This is a genomic window from Streptomyces sp. NPDC059874, assembly GCF_042731135.1.
In the GTDB taxonomy this organism is placed as follows: domain Bacteria; phylum Actinomycetota; class Actinomycetes; order Streptomycetales; family Streptomycetaceae; genus Streptomyces.
In genome coordinates this window covers 1-17,215 of record NZ_JBHWJY010000060.1, presented here as the reverse complement: position 1 = coordinate 17,215, position 17,215 = coordinate 1, and the positions used below count along the sequence as shown (strand labels likewise).

Here is a 17,215-nt window from a genome sequence, read left to right as displayed (position 1 = left end):
GGCCGCCCTACCCCCCGAACAGCGCCTCCTGCGCCGCCTCGCGGGCTGCCTCCCGGGCTCCCGCCAGGATCGCCGAGCCGCCGAGGGAGGTGGCGCGGACGGCCGTGGGGACCGGGGTCAGCGTCGCCAGGCGGTGGGCCACCCGGGCCGCCAGGGCGGGGCCGCCCGCCCGGCCCAGTTCGCCGGCCAGGACCACGCATCCCGGGTCCAGGACCGCGGCCACCGCGGCCGCGCCCAGCGCCAGGCGTTCGGCGAAGGCTTCGAGGAAGGCTTCCCCCGCGGCTCCCGCCACGGCTTCCTCCACCGGGCCCGCGAAGCCGTGTTCGGCTGCCAGAGCCGTTACGGCCTCCCGGCCCACCAGGGCATGGAAGCCGCCCCCGCAGTCGGTGGCCGAGGGCAGGCCGTCGGTACCGGGGACCGGGAGGAAGCCGATCTCGCCGGCCCCGCCGGAGGTACCCCGGCGCAGCCGGCCGTCCAGGACCACCGCCGCGCCCACCCCCGCGCCGAGCCACAGCAGCACGAAGGAGTCGAGGTCGCGCGCCACGCCCAGGCGTTGCTCGGCGAGGGCGGCCAGGTTGGTCTCGTTCTCGACGATGACCACCGCGGGCAGGCTCCGCTGGAGGGCCGTCACGAGTTCCCGGTGCCAGGCCGGCAGGCCGGTGGTGTCGCGGAGTTCGCCGGTGTCCGGGGCGACCAGGCCCGGGGCGCCGATGACGACGGTGTGCAGCGGGTCGGCGCCTGCCTCGCGGACGGTGCGCAGCAGGGCCGCCACCGCGTCCTCGGGGGCGCCGACGGGCAGGGCGGCCTCGGCCATCGGGTGTCCGAGCAGGTCGGTGACCACGGCGGTCACGCTGTCCATCCGTACGTCCAGGGCCGCCAGATGGGCGCGGCGGGCGACGATGCCGTACAGCTTGGCGTTGGGGCCGCGCCGCTGCTCGCCGGACTCCCCGACGACCTCGATCAGCCCGGCCTCGGTGAGCCGGTCGACGAGGTCGGCGACCGAGGGGCGGGAGAGGCCGGTCATGGTCTTGAGCTGGGTGGCCGTCAGGGGCCCGGCCTCCTGGAGGAGTTGGAGGGCCAGGCGGTCGTTGATGGCGCGGGCCGTGCTCGATGAGGCCGGGGCGGGGGCGGGGACAGGGATCACGGAGCCATCTTAGGGAGTCTCGTGCGTTAACTATCAGGCAGGGTCCCTGATAGTTTATCTCCCATGACCGGGGAAACCGACCTCAGCCCGGCGCGCCTGCGCCATGCCCGCTTCGCGATCGCCGCCGTCTTCTGCGCCCACGGCGCCGTCACCGGCTCCTTCGCCACCCGCATCCCCTGGATCCAGGAGCACGCGCAGCTCAGCGCCGGCAGCCTGGGGCTCGCCCTGGCCTTCCCCGCCGTCGGCGCGGCTCTCACGATGCCGCTGGCCGGGCGGATCAACCACCGGTTCGGCGCCCGTACCGCGCTGCGGGCGCTGCTGGCGATGTGGACCCTGTCCCTCGTCCTCCCGAGCCTCGCCCCGAACCTGCCCACCCTCTGCTTCGCGCTCTTCGTCTACGGAGCCACCGCCGGCATGTCGGACGTGGCGATGAACGCGCTGGGCGTGGAGACCGAGAACCGGCTGCGCCGCTCGATCATGTCCTCGCTGCACGGCATGTGGAGCGTGGGCGCCCTGCTCGGCTCGGCCGCGGGCACGGTCGCCGCGCACACCGGCTCCGACGCCCGGCTGCACCACCTGATCGCCGCGCTCGCCCTCACCGCGGCCGGGCTGGTCGCCGTACGGGGGGTGCTGGACCTGAGGAGCGAGCCGCACGACGAGGCCCCGGCCCATTTCGCACGGCCCCCGAAGTCCGCGCTGCTCATCGGCGCCATCGGCTTCTGCGCGGTGTTCGCGGAGGGGGCGAGTCTGGACTGGTCGGCGGTGTACCTGCGGGACGTCCTGGACACGGACGCCGGCCTCGCGGCCGCCTCCACCACGGCCTTCGCGCTCACCATGGCCGTCGCCCGGCTCGTCGGGGACCGGGTGGTCGACCGGTTCGGCCCGGTGCGCACGGTCCGGGCGAGTGGCGTGGTGGCCACAGCGGGCGGGCTGCTCGTGGTCTCGGTCCACCATCCCGCGGCGGCCCTGGCCGGCTTCGGGATGCTCGGGCTCGGCATCGCGGTGGTGGTCCCGTTGGCCTTCGCGGCGGCCGCGCGCAGCGGGCCCGCCCCGGCTCAGGCCATCGCCGGCGTCGCGACGATCACGTACACCTCCGGGCTGATCGCACCGTCGGCGATCGGCGCGGTGGCCGACGCGACCTCGCTGGTGTGGTCCTTCGGGCTGGTCACCCTGCTGGCCTTCGCGTTGATCGCCGGGGCCGCGGTACTGCGCCAGGGGCCGCCGGTGGGGCAACCTGAGGCCACACCTGCCGAGAAGGCCGCCCGGCCCCATCGGGACGAACCCGCCGGTATTCAGCCGTAACACATCGACCGGCCGCAGCGGCACCCTTCGCGCTGCGGCCTCGATGTGTGATCGGCCGGAGCCGTGACGTTCCGGAGCTGTGATCCTCCGGAGAAGTGGAGTGGAACATGGGCCTCGGCGTGCGCTGGACCCTGCACGGTGACGGGCGGACCCCCGCCCCCGGCGCGGTGGTCCGGCCGGACGAGCGGCTGTCGTGGCCGCGGACCGCCGGGCTGGGCGCCCAGCACGTCGTGGCGATGTTCGGCGCCAGTTTCGTCGCCCCGGTGTTGATGGGCTTGGATCCGAACCTGGCCATCATGATGTCCGGCATCGCGACGGTGATCTTCCTCCTCGCGACCCGCGGCCGGATCCCCTCCTACCTGGGCTGCTCGCTCTCGTTCGTGGGCGTCGCCGCGGCGATCCGGGCGGGGGGTGGGGACAGCGCGGTGGTCACCGGCGCCGTCTTCGTCGTCGGCGCCGCGCTGCTTCTGGCCGGTCTGGCCGTCCAGCGCTTCGGCGCCCGCATCATCCACGCGGCGATGCCGCCGGTGGTGACGGGCGCCGTCGTGATGCTGATCGGCTTCAACCTGGCGCCGGTGACGGCCTCGACGTACTGGCCGCAGGACCAGTGGACGGCGCTGCTGACCATGCTGTTCACCGGGCTGGCCGTGGTCTGCCTGCGCGGCTTCTGGTCGCGGATCGCGATCTTCCTCGGACTGCTCTTCGGGTACGGGATCTCCTGGGTCTTCGACCGGATCTTCGGCAGGATCCACTCCACGCTGGGCGGGCCCGAGGCCGTGGAGCACTGGCGCCTGGACCTCTCCGGGGTCGCCAAGGCCGACTGGATCGGGCTGCCGTCCTTCCACGCGCCGGCTTTCGAGTGGTCGGCGATCCTGATCGCGCTGCCCGTGGTGATCGCGCTGATCGCCGAGAACGCCGGGCACATCAAGGCCGTCGGCGAGATGACCGGCGACCCGCTCGACGACAAGCTCGGCACCGCCATCGCCGCCGACGGCGCGGCGTCGATGCTGTCCACCGCGGTCGGCGGCCCGCCGAACACCACGTACTCCGAGAACATCGGCGTCATGGCGGCCACCCGGGTCTACTCCACGGCGGCGTACTGGGCGGCGGCCGGCTTCGCGCTGCTCTTCGGGCTCTGCCCCAAGTTCGGGGCCGTCGTCGCCGCGATCCCCGGCGGGGTGCTGGGCGGCATCACCGTCATCCTGTACGGCATGATCGGCCTGCTCGGCGCGCAGATCTGGATCAACGGCCGGGTGGACCTGCGCAATCCGCTGAACCTGGTGCCGGCCGCCGCGGGCATCATCATCGGCGTCGGCGGGGTCAAGCTGCAGATCACCGACAGCTTCGAGCTCGGCGGGATCGCGTTGGGCACGGTCGTGGTGATCACGGGCTACCACGCGCTGCGGTACTTCGCCCCCGCGCACCTCAAGGGCCAGGAGCCCCTGCTCGACTCGGGCACGTCCGCGTACGACGAGGACACGGCCCGGGAGGACAAGCGGGGTTGACGCGGCTTCGCCCGAACCGGGGAAGCGTACGGCCAAGTTCCCCGGATCCGGGGCGCCGACTGCCACGCTGCCTCCCATGGAAGCGGTGCTGGCGCGGATGCGTGCCCTGGACGAGCGGCTCCCCGCGCAGGACGGTGTCGCCGTCTTCAACCGGGTGTACCTGACGGTGACGGAGACCCTGTACGAGCGGATCTCCCACGGCGGTTTCCCCGCGCCGCGGAGGGCGGCCGCGCTGAGCGCGCGCTTCGCGGAGCGGTACCTGGCGGCGGTGGAGGCCGACCGGCCGCCCGCCTGCTGGCGGCCGCTGCTCCAGTACCGCCGCCACCCGGGGGTGCGTCCGCTGCAACACGCGCTGGCCGGCATCAACGCGCACATCGGCCACGACCTGGCGCTGGCGGTGGTGGCGACCTGCCACGCCCTGGACTGCGAACCGCGGGCGCTGGAGGCGGACTTCGACCGGGTCGGCGACACCCTGGTCGCCCTGGAGGAGCACATCCGCGAGGACCTGATGCCGGGTCCGGACCTGCTGGAGATCGCCGACCCGTTGACCCACTTACTCGGCTCGTGGAGCCTGGACCGCGCCCGCTCGGGCGCCTGGGCGGCCGCCCGCCTGCTGTGGACCCTGCGCCGCTCCCCCGACCTGGCGGAGGAGTTCCGCGAGTCCCTCGACGCGGGCGTGGGGCTGGTCGGCCGCTGCCTGCTGACTCCGTCGGCCCTTAAACCCCCTGCTGCCTGGGACTTCGTCCCTCTAGCCTGAGGCGGTGACCAGCTTCGCGACGCACCGCCGACGGGTGCACGACACCGGGATCCCGCCGTACCGGCGGCTGTCCGCGCTGCGCACCTGCCTGACGGAGTTCTGTCCGTACGGCTTCCGCGCCACTTACCACCACCTGTGCCGCAGTGCGGGGATCCCGCGCGACCTGGACGAGGATCCCGAGTCGCTGGTGCGGGCGGTGGAAGAGCTGCACGAGGCACGGCAGGTGTGGCTGGACGCCCTCGCGACGTGGCAGGTGGGGCGGCGGGCGCAGAAGCGGGCGGGCGTGCGCAGGCCTGACCCGCCGCAGCCGTCGGACTGGCTGTACTGGCCGGACCCGGAGTTCCACCCCGAGGGCCGGCTCGTCGACGTGATGCCCAGGGTGATGCGGGGTCGGCCGGACGTCGAGGGCCACCAAGGCCGTGACGGCGCCTGTCCCGTGTGCGAGGCCGACCGGGGCACCGTGGAGTGGGACCGCGACGGGTACGGGATCCGCACCCTGTGCGCGGGGTGCGGCCTCGGGCTCGGCCGCAGGCCTCCGGAGCCGGCGGACGTGCAGCAGCGGATCGAGGTGCGCGGTGCCTCCCACCGGCGTTGGCAGCTGATCTGGGCCCGGTCCCTGGAGGCATGAGAACGGGCCGCCCGGGCATTCGTACGCGGGGGCGGCCCGTGGTCACGGAGCCGGAGGGGCCGGGTGGGCGTACCTCCCGGCGGTAGCCGGGGGAGGGTCAGTCCTCCGGGAGTTCGACCGGGGCGATCTCGTCGTAGACGTCGCCCGGGCCCGGGTTGGTGGCGTCCGTGGAGCCGCCGAGGTGGTGCATGACGCCCCAGACGGCGTTGAGGGCGGTCTGGACCGCGCCCTCGGCCCAGCCGGCCGTCCAGGAGATGTCGTCGCCCGCGAGGAAGATGCCGCGCTTGTCCTCGGGGAGGCGGTCCTGCATGAAGTGGGTGAACAGGCGCCGCTGGTAGCGGTAGTGGCCCGGCAGGTTGGCCTTGAACGCGCCCATGAAGTAGGGCTCGTTCTCCCAGGACACGGTCACCGGGTTGCCGATGATGTGGCGGCGGATGTCGACCTTGGGGTAGATCTCGCCGAGGGACTTCAGCATGACCTCCATCCGCTCGTTCGCGGACAGCGGCAGCCACTTCAGGCTGTCGTCGCACCACGTGTACGAGAGGCAGATGACGGCGGGCTTGTCCGGGCCGTTGTCCAGCAGGTACGTGCCGCGGGTCATCCGGTCGGTCAGCGTCATCGACATGACGTCGCGACCCGTCTCCTCGTCCTTGTCGAGCCAGAACGGCCGGTCGACGGGGATGAAGAGCTTGCTGGACTCCATGTAGTGGGTGCGCTCGATCGCCGTCCAGTGGTCGATCGGGAAGAGCGTGTCGTCGCACGCGATCTTCGACAGGAGCATCCAGGACTGGGCGGTGAAGATCGCGGCGCGGTACGTACGGATGTCGCCCGACGCGTCGGTGACCGTGATGCGGTTGCCGGCCGTGCGGTGCAGGCGGGTCACCGCCGGGCGCGGGGTGCCCTCGTGCAGGGTGGACAGGGAGGTGCCCTGGGCCCAGTGGACGATCTTCTCGGGCTCGCGCTCCCACAGGCGCAGCGGGAGCTGCTGCGAGCCGCCCACGATGCCGCGGTGGTGGTCGTCCGCCTCGGTGTAGACGACGCGGAGGATCTCCAGGATGGAGTTCGGGAAGTCGGTGTCCCAGCCGCCCGTGCCGAAGCCGACCTGGCCGAAGATCTCGCGCTTGCGGAAGGACTGGAAGGCCTCCGACTTGCAGAGGAACCCGTAGAAGGTCTCGTCGTCGAGCTTCTCGACGAGCTTCGCCCAGATCTCGCGGATGCGCGGGACGTCCCGCTCGCGCATCGCGGTGTTCATGTCGGAGAAGTCGGCGCCCTCGTCGAGGCAGGCGTTCCACGCGTCGGCGACGTCGCGGTAGACCTGCGGGAGGTCGGCGATGGTCTCGGCGTAGTGCGTCTCGCCCTTGAGGTCCACGACCGTCGAGGGGGTGGCCTCGGCCAGCGGGTTCGGGAAGGGCTGGGTGGTCAGGCCCACGAGGTCGATGTAGTGCTGGAGGGCCGTGGAGGACGGCGGGAAGCGCATGGCGCCCATCTCCGCGGTCAGTTCCTCCGTGCCGGCGCCCTCGAAGCCGACGGTGCGCAGCCGGCCGCCGATCTGGTCGGCCTCGTAGACGACGGGCTTGAGGCCCATCTTCATCAGCTCGTAGGCGGAGATGATGCCGGAGAGTCCACCACCGATGACGGCGACCTCGGTGCCGTGCTCCGTCGCCGGTATCTGGCCCAGGCCCGCCGGGTGGGCCAGGAAGTCGTCGTACGCGTACGGGAAGTCCGGGCCGAACATGGTGATCGGCAGCTGTCCGTCGCTGTGCGGGACGGCGGTGGTGGGCACCGTGGACGTCATGGGGTACGACTCCTTGCGGGGGTGGGGCAGGGGGGAGGGCGGCGGGGAGGGCGGCGCGGGCGGGGCTCAGACGAGGGAGGCGTAGAGCCCGGGGCGGCGGTCGCGCAGGTACGGGTTGGTCTCGCGGGAGGCGTTCAGCAGCTCGGGGTCGGCCTCGCCGAAGACCAGCTCCTCGCCGCGCCCGGCGCGGGTGCGGGTGACCCCGTCGGGGCTCGCCAGGCAGCTGAGTCCGACGAACTCGAACTCGCCTTCCGGGCCGGTGCGGTTGACGTACGCGATGTACATCTGGTTCTCGAAGGCCCGTACGGGGACGAGCTGTTCGGCGACGAACTGGAACGGGTGCATCTGCGCGGTCGGCACCAGGAGGAGGTCGGTACCGGCGAGCGCGTGCGCCCGGACGTTCTCGGGGAACTCCACGTCGTAGCAGATCATGATGCCGATGCGGAGGCCGCCGAGGTCGGCCTGGACGACGGGGGTGTCACCGGGGGTGAAGGCTTCCTGCTCGAAGCAGCCGAAGAGGTGGGTCTTGCGGTAGTTCGCGAGCGGGGCGCCGTCGGGGCCGATGAGCTGCGCCGCGTTGTAGACGGCCTCGCCCGAGCGCTCGGGGTAGCCGTACAGGACGGCGATCCCGTGGCGGCGGGCGATGCCGCCGATGGCGTGGGCGGATTCGCCGTCGGCCGGTTCGGCCCGGTCGGCGATGTCCTGGGGGTCCAGGGCGTAGCCGGTGAGGAACATCTCCGAGGTCACGAGGAGCCCGGCCCCGCTCTGTGCGGCGCGCGCCGCGGCCTCGTCGAGCGCCTTGAGGTTCTCGGCGGTGTCGCCGAGCCGTCCGGAGCTCTGGAGGAGGGCGGTGCGCAGCGGGGCCATGGCTAACCTCTGTGGCAGGAGGGGTGGGGGTCGTAAAACGGTACGTTCGGACGTTCGACCCGGACAAGCCATGACCGTTGCGCTCCGCGCATCGATTCGTTGCGTGTTCCACCACTGGAGCGGCGATTCGTTGCGCGGAGACCGCGCCCGGGGTGGGACGGGGTGCCCGCGGGCCCGCGAGGCCCCGGGCCCGCGGGGGCCCTCAGAATGCGGTGCGGAAGGCCTGCGGCGGGGCCAGCAGCCGGAGGTCGTCGAGGATGTCGGGGGCGTGGTCGGAGACCACCCGGCCGCTCCAGGTGTCGACGAGGGCGGGGACGGTCAGGTCGCCGTCGAAGTGGTGGCCGGCCGCCTCGTACGCCAGGCGCAGCTCGGCGTACCCGGGCCCCTCGGTGTCCGCGCCGAGGACGGTGGCGCCGACGGAGTCCTCGATGCCCAGCAGGGTGAGGGCCCCCATCACCTGCTCGGAGCGAGGACAGCCGGCGGAGAGGTACAGGTGGTAGCGGTGCGGGACGGGGGAGAAACCGGTCCCGATGCGGCCGCGGAGGGCGGGGGCCGGGCCGGTGCGGGGCAGGACGGAGTAGGACATGACTCTCCTGGGGCGGGTGCGCGAATGTGGCCTGAGCAGGGCGGTGTTCCCGGCGGCGCGGGGGGCGCGGTCCGGGTCACCCGTGTCTGTCCGGAGGGCTCAGCCTCGTGCGCCGAATGCGCTGCACACCCGCAGGAGGTCGATGTGCAGGCGCCGGGTCAGCCACCAGCGACGGGGGCTCCGTGTGTCCACCGGTCCCGCCTCCCGTCCCGTCCTCGGCGGCCCGCCCCGCGATCGTCAGGCTCGCCTGGGGTGGGCGCCGGCCGTCCTGGCCGTCCCCCGCAGTCTCGTGGCGGCGCACGGGGCCGTCAAGAAGGCGGACGGGGGCCGATTTCGCCACCGCGCCGTCGAGCTGGGCACGTACTTCGGGCTCCGGCACGAGGGGCGGTGCGGCTCTGCGAGTCGACGGGGTTCACGCTACGGCGCCGATCGGGCTTCCCGGGGCCCGTACGCCGACCAACGCGGCCTGACCCGACGGCAGTTGGTCGGGGCGGGGTTTCGCGGGGCGTTCAGCGGTCAGACGCGGGACAACCCACGAAAGGAACAGCCATGACCGACGTCACACACCTGCCCGGAGCCACGTACCACTTCTGGCAGTGGCAGTCCCGGGCGGCCTGCCGCGATCTGGGGTCGGCCCGGTTCTTCCATCCCGCCGGAGAGCGGGGCGAGGACCGGGAGGAACGGGACGCCGCCGCCAAGCGGGTCTGCGCGGGGTGCCCGGTGCGGGCCGCCTGCCTCGACCACGCGCTGAGCTCGCACGAGCGGTACGGCGTCTGGGGCGGGCTGACGGAGGAGGAACGGCAGGCCCGGCTCGCTCGGGCGGGCTCGGCTCGGCGGGCCTAGGCCGGCGCGCCGGAGGTGAAGCGGCGCAGGAGCGGCGAGAGGACCAGGACCGATTTCGTGCGTTCGACGAACGGTTCGCCCGCGATGCGCTCCAGTACCCGCTCGAAGTGCCGCATGTCGGAGGCGAAGATCTGGACGAGGGCGTCCGCGTCGCCGGTGACGGTCGACGCGGACACCACCTCGGGGTAGCGCTCCAGGCCTCGCCGGATGTCGTCCGGCGAGGTGTTGTGGCGACAGTAGATCTCGATGAAGCCCTCGGTCTCCCAGCCCATCGCGGCGGGGTCGACGCGGACGGTGAAGCCGGTGATGGCTCCCTCCGCGCGCAGCCGGTCCACGCGCCGTTTCACGGCGGGGGCGGAGAGCCCGACCTCGGAGCCGATGTCCGCGTAGGAGCGGCGGGCATCCTCGGCGAGGGCGTGCACGATGCGTTCGTCGAGATCGTTCAGTCGCACTGCGGGTGGATCACTTCTCTGCTGTGGCCAGGCTGGAGCGGCGGATGCCGTACTGGAAGTAGACCACGACGCCGACGACCATCCAGCCACCGAAAACCATCCAGGTGGCGGCGTCCAGGCTGAACATCATGTAGATGCAGGCCGCGACACCGAGGATCGGCGTGACGGGGAAGAGTGCCACCTTGAAGGTGCGCGGCATGTCCGGGCGGGTCTTGCGCAGCACCACGACCGCGATGTTCACGAGCCCGAAGGCGAACAGCGTGCCGATGCTGGTGGCGTCCGCCAGCTTGCCCAGGGGGATGAAGGACGCGAGGACGCCGCAGAAGAGGGAGACGATGACCACGTTGGCGCGGGGCGCGCCGGTCTTCTCGTCGACCTTCGCGAAGACCTTGGGGACCAGGCCGTCGCGGGACATGGCGAACAGGATGCGGGTCTGGCCGTAGAGCACGGCGAAGACGACGGAGGCGATGGCGACGACGGCGCCGGCTGCCAGGACGACGCCCCAGAAGCTGTGGCCGGAGACGTCGGTCATGATCTGCGCGAGGGCCGCCTCGGTGCCCTCGAAGTCCTGCCACGGCATGGCGCCGACGGCGACGAAGGCGACGACGACGTACAGGAGCGTGACGATCAGCAGCGAGAGCATGATCGCGCGCGGCAGGTCGCGCTTGGGGTTCTTCGCTTCCTCACCCGCGGTGGAGGCGGCGTCGAAGCCGATGTAGGAGAAGAACAGCGAGGCGGCGCCGGCGCTGATGCCGGTGATGCCGAGGGGGGCCAGCGGGGCGTAGTTGCCGGCCTTGATGCCCATGAAGCCGATGCCGATGAAGAGCAGCAGGGTGACGATCTTCACTGCGACCATGATCGAGTTGATCCGGGCGCTCTCCTTGGCGCCGCGCATCAGGAAGACCATCGAGAGCAGGACGACGATCAGCGCCGGCAGGTTGATGAAGCCGCCTTCACCCAGCGGTGCCGAAACGGCTTCGGGGATGGTGACCCCTATCGTGCCGTCGAGGAGTTCGTTGAGGTAGTCACCCCAACCCACGGCGACCGCCGCCACGGACACGCCGTACTCGAGCACCAGGCACCAGCCGCACACCCAGGCGATGAACTCGCCCATGGTGGCGTAGGCGTACGAGTACGAGGACCCGGAGACCGGGACGGAACCGGCCAGCTCCGCGTAGGACAGGGCGGAGAAGAGCGCGGTCAGGCCGGCGATGACGAACGAGATCATCACGGCCGGACCGGCCTTGGGAGTGGCGGTGCCGAGGACCACGAAGATGCCCGTGCCGAGCGTGGCGCCGATGCTGATCATCGTCAGCTGCCACATGGTGAGGGAGCGCTTGAGCGCACCGCCCTCACCCTGGCCGCCCTCGGCGACCAGCTGCTCGACCGGCTTGCGGCGCAGCAGCGGGTGCACGGGGGTACGGGACTCGGTGGCGCGCGGTGGCGCCTGGCCGTGGTCGAGCACGAGGGGACTCCTTGTCACTGCGGATCGGGGAGGTCGGGGATGAGGCGTCGACCGCGACGGCCCGGAGCAGGACAGGGCCCGACAGGGGAAGGGCCTGAGCATGGGGGGACCGCCGAGCAGGCGATCCGCGCCACTCCACGTACAGCGAGTGAGCCTACGAGCTGAGTGATACCGCCCGTAATGCACCATCCTTGCACATTGACGAATGATCGTTGCGTGGATCTGTCCTGGATGGTCCTTTGTTGCGCGCGGACGATCGATCGCTGCGCAGCCCACCCCCACCCCCCTTTCTTGACACTTCGTCAGATCTGCCGCAGCGTGCCGTCATGGATCTGGACGTGCTCTACGAGATCGACGTACCGAAGCCCTGGCACGGGTCCCATCCGCACGGCCAGCGGGCCGCCGAGCAGCGCGCCTACCGGGAGGCCGTCGAGCAGATCCGGCTCGCCGACCGGATGGGGTTCCGGACCGTGTGGGCGGTCGAGCACCACTTCCGCGAGGGCCGCTCGCACTGCCCGGCCCCCGAGGTGCTCCTCGGGCACCTGGCCGGGCTCACCGAGCGGATCCGGCTCGGCTTCGGCGTGACCCTGACCCCCTTCGGCTTCACCCCGCCGCAGCGCATCGCGGAGAAGGTGGCCACCGTGGACGTGCTGTCGGGCGGCCGCGTGGAATGGGGCACCGGACGTTCCACCCCCATGGAGCAGGCCGCCTTCGGGGTGGACCGGGAGAGGTCGCGCGAGGACTGGCGCGAGGCGATCGAGATCGTCACCGGGATGTGGCGCGAGGAGTACTTCGCCTACGAGTCCGAGCGCTTCCGCTTCCCGCGCCGGATGGTGACGCCGAAGCCCGTGCAGGATCCGCACCCGCCCGCCTGGATGGCGGCCACCTCCCCCGGCTCGGCCGAGGTGGCGGGGGCGGCCGGGCTCGGCCTGCTGTCGTTCTCGATCATGCAGCCGCTGGAGGCGATGGCCCGGCAGGTGGCGGCGTACCGGGCGGCCGCCCGCGACCCCCGCCCGCTCACCGACGTCAGCACGAACCGGGTCAGCGCCTACACCCTCGTCCACGCGACCGCGCCGCGCGCGCAGCCGCACGCCCGGGTGTGGGACTCGGTGGCCTGGTGGTACTCGAACCTGGCGCGGTTCACCCTGGAGTGGGAGCTGCCGCACCTGGCCGCCGAGGAGCGCGAGCGGGCCTTCCCGTTGCTGAACCCGATCCTCGAAGGGGAGGTGCCCGTACGGGAGTTCAGCGACGGGGACATGATCCTGATCGGGGACGCGGAGACGATCGTCGCCAAGGCGAAGCGGTACGCGGACCTCGGCGTGGACCAGCTGATCTGCTACGTGCAGTGGGGGTACCTGGAGCACCGGGAGATCCTGCGGACGATCGAGGTCCTGGGCAAGGAAGTCATCCCGGAGCTGGCCCGGTACGAGCCCCGCAAGGCCGCCTCGTGAGCGCGGCCGACCCCCTCGCCGGCGCCGGCGAGCCCGACACCGGGCCCCTCGACTCCTCCCCCGTGCCCGACTACGCCGCCCTGCACCGCCTCGACGGCCGGTGCCTGGTGCTGCTCGGGGCGGGCAACGGCATCGGCCGCCAGAGCGCCCACGCCCTGGCCGCCGCCGGCGCCCGGGTGCTGTGCGTGGACGTGGACGTGGAGCGGGCCGCGGCCGTCGCCGCCGAGACCGGGGGCGTCCCGTACGCCTGTGACGTGACCCGCCGGGCCTGCGTACGAACCCTGTTCGAGCAGGCCCCGAAACTGCTCGGCGGCCCGGTGGGCGGGGTGGTCGACATCGTCGGCATGGCCCGGTACGCGGCACTGCCCGAGCTGGACGACGCCGGCTGGGACTGGCACTTCGACCTCGTACTGCGGCACGCCTGGCTCGCCGTCCAGTACGGCGGTGAGGCCGTCGCCGCGGCCGGTGGCGGCCCGCTGGTCTTCGTGGCCTCGGTCTCCGGCCTCACGGCGGCCCCGCTGCACGCCGCCTACGGGGCGGCCAAGGCGGGCCTGATGGCATTGGTGCGCTCGGCGGCGGTGGAACTGGGTCCGCGCGGGGTACGGGTGAACGCGGTGGCGCCCGGCGTGGTGTGGACCCCTCGGGTCGCCGCCCTGCTGGGCGCCGAGGGGCGGCGGCGCAACGCGGAGAACGCCCCGCTGGGCAGGGTGGCCGAGACCTCGGACATCGCGGCCGCCCTGTACTTCCTGGCCTCGCCGCTGTCCTCGTACGTGACGGGGCAGACGCTCGTGGTGGACGGCGGGGTCGGTGTGAAGTTCCCGTATCCGACGATCGGAGGCGAAGAGTGAGCACCGACAGCACCGGTCCGCACTGGCAGGACCCGGAGCCGTTCCTGCGCGGGGTCGCCTGGCTGGACAAGGGCCGCCCGGTGCGGGCCGACCCGGCGGACACCATGCGCCTGCCCTGGGACACCGGGGAGCGGGCCACCCTGCCCATCGGGGTCCGGCTGGAGTTCACCACGGCGACCGCGCGGGCCGTGGAGATCCGCTACCGCGCGACGGTGCCCGGCCCCACCGACGCCCTGCGCGACCTCGCGCACCTCTTCTCGCTCTGGGACCGCCACGGGGTGGTGACCGAGGTGTTCACCGAACCGGCCGCGGAGTCCGTCGTACGCCTCGAACTGGGCGGCGGCCACGGCCCCTTCACCATCCACCCTCCCGAGGCCCAGTCACCGCTCATACTCGGCCTGCGCGGGATAGGCGGCACCCTCGCGCCACCGCCGCCCGCCCCGCGCTGGGTGGTGCACGGCGACTCCATCACCGAGGGCTGGTGGTCGACCCGTCCCGCGCACGGCTGGCCCGCGGTCACCGGCCGGGCGCTCGGCTGGGACACCGTCAACCTCGGCTACGCGGGCGCCGCGCGCGGTGAACTCGCCACCGCCGAGCAGCTCGCGGGCCTGCCCGCCGACGTCCTCACCCTCGCCTTCGGCACCAACTGCTGGTCCCGCGTGCCGTTTTCGGTGCCGATGCTGTACGAGACCACGCGCGCGTTCCTCGAACTGGTCCGCCAGGGCCACCCCCGGACCCCGCTCCTGCTGCTCTCCCCGGTCCTGCGGCCCGACGCCGAGCGGACCCCGAACCGGCTGGGCGCCACCCTGGGCGCCCTGCGCGACGCGATGGAGCGCGCCGCGCGGGACCGGATCGCCGCCGGGGACGAGCGGTTGGCCGTGCTCCCCGGGCGGGACGTGCTCGGTCCGGAGCACCTGGAGGACGGTCTGCATCCCAACGACGCCGGACACCAGGTCCTCGGCCTCGCTGTGGTCACGGCTCTGCGGCGCGCGGGGTTCGCCGCCGGATAGGTGAAACAGCCCACACCGGTCGCCTTGAACGGATCGCCGCGCCCGGGGCGTGTCCTGTGCACAGTTGCCGCCGCTCCGGAAGAACGCGGGTGGCGGACACGACGGACACGACGTGGGAGAGATCAAGATGGGTATGAAGCGCGGAACCACCCTTGCCGCGGCCGTGATCGCCGTCGCCCTGGCGGCGACGGCGTGCGGCCCCGCGGACGACAAGGCCGCCGACACGGCCAAGCCTGCCGGCGCCGCTTCGTCCCAGGCTCCCGCGGCGGACGGCGCCGCGGCGGCCAAGCCGGGCGGGCAGCTCGCCATCGGCGACAACGCGGGGCTCGGTTCGGTCCTGAGCGACGGCGCCGGACTCACCCTCTACCGCTTCGACAAGGACACGGCCAAGCCGTCGAAGTCGAACTGCGACGGGGACTGCGCGAAGACCTGGCCGGTGGTCGCGGCCGGCGACGTCACCGCCGCCGCGGGCATGGACCCGGCGCTGCTGGGCGAGGTCGTGCGCAGCGACGGCACGAAGCAGCTGACGGTGGCGGGCTGGCCCGCGTACCGCTTCAACAAGGACGCCAAGGCCGGGGACGTCAACGGCCAGGGCGTCGGAGGGGTGTGGTTCGCCTTCGCGCCGGACGGGAAGAAGGCCGCGAAGGCGGCGCCGGGCGCGGCCGCTCCGGCCGAGGCGGGTGCGGGCCTGTCGGTGGCGAAGGACCCGAAGCTGGGCGACCACATCGTCGACGGCAAGGGCATGACGGTCTACCGGTTCAAGCCGGACACCGCGTGGCCGATGGTGTCCAAGTGCACCGGCGACTGCCTGACGAAGTGGCCGGTGGTCCCGCCGGTGGACAAGGCGAACGCCAAGGGCATCACCGAGCGGAACTACCTGGTCCTGGACCGGCCGGACGGCAAGAAGCAGCAGACCGTCGACTGCTGGCCCGTCTACACCTTCACCGGTGACAAGAAGCCCGGCGACATCAACGGCCAGGGTGTCGGCGGCACCTGGTACGCCGTCGCCCCCGACGGCAAGCTCATCACCGTCCAGTAACACCCCCTCCCCCACGCCCCACATCCGCGCGGCCCTTCGCCCCAAACTCCCCCGGGGCGCAGGGCCGCGCCCCGTTCCCCCCGTTCCGCCCCGCCCGGCCGGTACCTACACTCGGCGGCATGCTGCGCGTACTGGCCGTCGACGACGAGAAGCCGCTCCTGGAGGAGCTCCTCTACCTGCTGCGCTCCGACCCCCGGGTGCGCAGCGCGGAGGGCGCCTCGGACGCCACCGAAGCCCTGCGCCGGATCACGCGCGCGCTGGAGGCCGGGCCCGACGGGGCCGACGGCATCGACGTGGTCTTCCTCGACATCCACATGGCCGGGCTGACCGGACTGGACATCGCGAAGCTGCTGTCCGGGTTCGCGCGGCCGCCGCTGATCGTGTTCGTCACCGCGCACGAGGGGTTCGCCGTACAGGCCTTCGACCTCAAGGCCGTGGACTACGTGCTCAAGCCCGTGCGCCCGGAGCGGCTCGCGGAGGCGGTCAGGCGGGCCTGCGCACAGCTGGGCCGGGCCGAGGAGGCCCCGGCGGCGGCCGAGGCGCTGCCGACGGTCCCGATGCAGCGACCGTCGACCCCCGAGGTGACCGTGTCCGAGCGCACCGCGGAGCAGATCGCCGTCGAACTGGGCGGGGTCACCCGGTTCGTGGCGATCGCCGACATCGTCTACGTCGAGGCCCAGGGCGACTACGCCCGCCTGCACACCGACGAGGGCAGCCACCTGGTCCGCATCCCGCTGTCCACGCTGGAGGAACGCTGGGCGGCGCGCGGGTTCGTCCGCATCCACCGCCGCCACCTGGTGGCGCTGGCCCGCATCGACGAGCTGCGGCTGGACGCGGGCACCACCAGCGTCCGGGTCGGCTCGGCGGAGCTCCAGGTCAGCCGCCGGCACGCGCGGCAGCTGCGGGACCTGCTGATGCGGCAGGCCACGGGCTGAGGCCTCGGGCCGCCGGTGGGGCGCCGGGCCGCCCGGCCCGCCGCCCGCCGCCCGACCGCCCGGCGGCGCGCGCACGCCGTTCGTCGCACGGCGAGTGGCGTACGGCGATCCGCCGGAGTGAACGGCCGCCGGTGGTGGACGTGGTGCGTATCGTGGATCTTCCGGCGTGGGACGCGGGAGGAGCGTGATGTCCGAAATCCAGGCGCTGCTCGACGCGCTGACCGCGATGTCACGCACCCGGCCCGCCGGGCCCGCCGAGGCCGAGACGCTGCTGGCCGGGCTGCGCAGCGCGGCCGCCCGCTGGGCCGATCTCCTCTACGAGGCCCGCGAGGGCGTGCGCGAGCAGGTGCCGCCGCGTGCGGAGGCGGCGTTGACGCTGGCCTTCCGGCGGGCGGAGGAGTCGTACGTGGAGCTGGAGATCGCCCTCCGCGACTGCGCGGAACACCGCGACCCGGCCGTCTGACCCCGTCGGCTCCGTAGCCGCTGCGCGGAGCCTTTCCCCACCCCACCCCAACCCGCTCGTCCGCGTCGACCACGGCTCCTTCCCGTCCGGCCACGCGGCGACGGCAGCGCTGCTCGTGGTGGTCG

At 72.8% G+C, this 17,215-nt stretch carries 17 protein-coding genes; 11 read left to right on the top strand and 6 right to left on the bottom strand.

The features are described from left to right. Positions 1-7 precede the first annotated feature (7 nt). Positions 8-1,144, bottom strand: a complete 1,137-nt coding sequence (locus ACFV9H_RS28550) for an ROK family protein (RefSeq protein ID WP_385403627.1) — start codon at positions 1,142-1,144, stop codon at positions 8-10. Positions 1,145-1,207: 63 nt separating this feature from the next. Between ACFV9H_RS28550 and ACFV9H_RS28545 the strand changes: the two genes are divergently transcribed. The 4 genes from ACFV9H_RS28545 to ACFV9H_RS28530 all read left to right on the top strand — a co-directional run bounded on the left by ACFV9H_RS28545 (position 1,208) and on the right by ACFV9H_RS28530 (position 5,336). After that, positions 1,208-2,446, top strand: a complete 1,239-nt coding sequence (locus ACFV9H_RS28545; RefSeq protein WP_385403625.1) for an MFS transporter — start codon at positions 1,208-1,210, stop codon at positions 2,444-2,446. Between the two features lie 107 nt (positions 2,447-2,553). Next, on the top strand, positions 2,554-3,951 hold the full coding sequence (locus ACFV9H_RS28540) for a uracil-xanthine permease family protein (RefSeq protein WP_385403698.1): 1,398 nt from the start codon (positions 2,554-2,556) through the stop codon (positions 3,949-3,951). A gap of 76 nt (positions 3,952-4,027) precedes the next feature. After that, positions 4,028-4,708, top strand: a complete 681-nt coding sequence (locus ACFV9H_RS28535) for a DUF5995 family protein (RefSeq protein WP_385403622.1) — start codon at positions 4,028-4,030, stop codon at positions 4,706-4,708. A 4-nt stretch (positions 4,709-4,712) separates the two neighbouring features. Next, positions 4,713-5,336, top strand: a complete 624-nt coding sequence (locus ACFV9H_RS28530; RefSeq protein WP_385403619.1) for a hypothetical protein — start codon at positions 4,713-4,715, stop codon at positions 5,334-5,336. 97 nt (positions 5,337-5,433) lie between these two features. Here ACFV9H_RS28530 and ACFV9H_RS28525 read toward each other — a convergent pair whose 3' ends face one another. From ACFV9H_RS28525 to ACFV9H_RS28515, 3 genes are all read right to left on the bottom strand, one after another. Next, entirely contained in the window at positions 5,434-7,131 is a 1,698-nt protein-coding gene (locus ACFV9H_RS28525) for a flavin monoamine oxidase family protein (RefSeq protein ID WP_385403617.1), read from the bottom strand. A gap of 66 nt (positions 7,132-7,197) precedes the next feature. Further along, on the bottom strand, positions 7,198-7,998 hold the full coding sequence (locus ACFV9H_RS28520; RefSeq protein ID WP_385403614.1) for a carbon-nitrogen hydrolase family protein: 801 nt from the start codon (positions 7,996-7,998) through the stop codon (positions 7,198-7,200). A 202-nt stretch (positions 7,999-8,200) separates the two neighbouring features. Then, the gene (locus tag ACFV9H_RS28515) at positions 8,201-8,584 is read right to left on the bottom strand and encodes a hypothetical protein (protein ID WP_385403611.1); all 384 of its coding nucleotides are present in this window, start codon (positions 8,582-8,584) and stop codon (positions 8,201-8,203) included. Positions 8,585-9,133: 549 nt separating this feature from the next. Here ACFV9H_RS28515 and ACFV9H_RS28510 point away from each other — a divergent pair. After that, positions 9,134-9,427, top strand: coding sequence for a WhiB family transcriptional regulator (locus tag ACFV9H_RS28510; protein ID WP_385403608.1), 294 nt, complete (start codon positions 9,134-9,136; stop codon positions 9,425-9,427). On the opposite strand, the gene ACFV9H_RS28505 is transcribed toward ACFV9H_RS28510, so the two are convergent. Both ACFV9H_RS28505 and ACFV9H_RS28500 read right to left on the bottom strand, forming a co-directional pair. Continuing rightward, entirely contained in the window at positions 9,424-9,879 is a 456-nt protein-coding gene (locus tag ACFV9H_RS28505) for an Lrp/AsnC family transcriptional regulator (protein WP_030027017.1), read from the bottom strand. The genes ACFV9H_RS28510 and ACFV9H_RS28505 overlap by 4 nt on opposite strands. Positions 9,880-9,889: 10 nt before the next feature. Beyond that, positions 9,890-11,344, bottom strand: a complete 1,455-nt coding sequence (locus tag ACFV9H_RS28500; protein WP_385403606.1) for an amino acid transporter — start codon at positions 11,342-11,344, stop codon at positions 9,890-9,892. 326 nt (positions 11,345-11,670) lie between these two features. On the opposite strand from ACFV9H_RS28500, the gene ACFV9H_RS28495 reads away from it, so the two are divergent. The 6 genes from ACFV9H_RS28495 to ACFV9H_RS28470 all read left to right on the top strand — a co-directional run bounded on the left by ACFV9H_RS28495 (position 11,671) and on the right by ACFV9H_RS28470 (position 17,090). Then, positions 11,671-12,795, top strand: coding sequence for an LLM class flavin-dependent oxidoreductase (locus ACFV9H_RS28495; RefSeq protein WP_385403603.1), 1,125 nt, complete (start codon positions 11,671-11,673; stop codon positions 12,793-12,795). Then, positions 12,792-13,643, top strand: coding sequence for an SDR family NAD(P)-dependent oxidoreductase (locus tag ACFV9H_RS28490; RefSeq protein WP_385403600.1), 852 nt, complete (start codon positions 12,792-12,794; stop codon positions 13,641-13,643). Before ACFV9H_RS28495 ends, ACFV9H_RS28490 begins: the two co-directional genes overlap by 4 nt. Further along, positions 13,640-14,653: a GDSL-type esterase/lipase family protein gene (locus ACFV9H_RS28485; RefSeq protein WP_385403597.1), complete on the top strand. Its 1,014-nt coding sequence runs from the start codon at positions 13,640-13,642 to the stop codon at positions 14,651-14,653. The genes ACFV9H_RS28490 and ACFV9H_RS28485 overlap by 4 nt, the downstream gene beginning before the upstream one ends. A gap of 127 nt (positions 14,654-14,780) precedes the next feature. After that, positions 14,781-15,692 (top strand): SCO0930 family lipoprotein, encoded by a 912-nt coding sequence (locus tag ACFV9H_RS28480; RefSeq protein WP_385403595.1) that lies wholly within the window; start codon positions 14,781-14,783, stop codon positions 15,690-15,692. 119 nt (positions 15,693-15,811) lie between these two features. Further along, entirely contained in the window at positions 15,812-16,627 is an 816-nt protein-coding gene (locus ACFV9H_RS28475) for a LytR/AlgR family response regulator transcription factor (RefSeq protein WP_385403593.1), read from the top strand. Positions 16,628-16,814: 187 nt separating this feature from the next. Then, positions 16,815-17,090: a hypothetical protein gene (locus ACFV9H_RS28470; RefSeq protein WP_385403591.1), complete on the top strand. Its 276-nt coding sequence runs from the start codon at positions 16,815-16,817 to the stop codon at positions 17,088-17,090. Positions 17,091-17,215: the final 125 nt, after the last annotated feature.

Bases quoted from the DNA above. Each gene is read 5' to 3' on its own strand.
- ACFV9H_RS28515 (WP_385403611.1), bottom strand. From the start codon at position 8,584: ATGTCCTACTCCGTCCTGCCCCGCACCGGCCCGGCCCCCGCCCTCCGC.
- ACFV9H_RS28510 (WP_385403608.1), top strand. From the start codon at position 9,134: ATGACCGACGTCACACACCTGCCCGGAGCCACGTACCACTTCTGGCAG.
- ACFV9H_RS28475 (WP_385403593.1), top strand. From the start codon at position 15,812: ATGCTGCGCGTACTGGCCGTCGACGACGAGAAGCCGCTCCTGGAGGAG.
- ACFV9H_RS28520 (WP_385403614.1), bottom strand. From the start codon at position 7,998: ATGGCCCCGCTGCGCACCGCCCTCCTCCAGAGCTCCGGACGGCTCGGC.
- ACFV9H_RS28540 (WP_385403698.1), top strand. From the start codon at position 2,554: ATGGGCCTCGGCGTGCGCTGGACCCTGCACGGTGACGGGCGGACCCCC.
- ACFV9H_RS28545 (WP_385403625.1), top strand. From the start codon at position 1,208: ATGACCGGGGAAACCGACCTCAGCCCGGCGCGCCTGCGCCATGCCCGC.
- ACFV9H_RS28470 (WP_385403591.1), top strand. From the start codon at position 16,815: ATGTCCGAAATCCAGGCGCTGCTCGACGCGCTGACCGCGATGTCACGC.
- ACFV9H_RS28480 (WP_385403595.1), top strand. From the start codon at position 14,781: ATGGGTATGAAGCGCGGAACCACCCTTGCCGCGGCCGTGATCGCCGTC.
- ACFV9H_RS28495 (WP_385403603.1), top strand. From the start codon at position 11,671: ATGGATCTGGACGTGCTCTACGAGATCGACGTACCGAAGCCCTGGCAC.
- ACFV9H_RS28525 (WP_385403617.1), bottom strand. From the start codon at position 7,131: ATGACGTCCACGGTGCCCACCACCGCCGTCCCGCACAGCGACGGACAG.
- ACFV9H_RS28535 (WP_385403622.1), top strand. From the start codon at position 4,028: ATGGAAGCGGTGCTGGCGCGGATGCGTGCCCTGGACGAGCGGCTCCCC.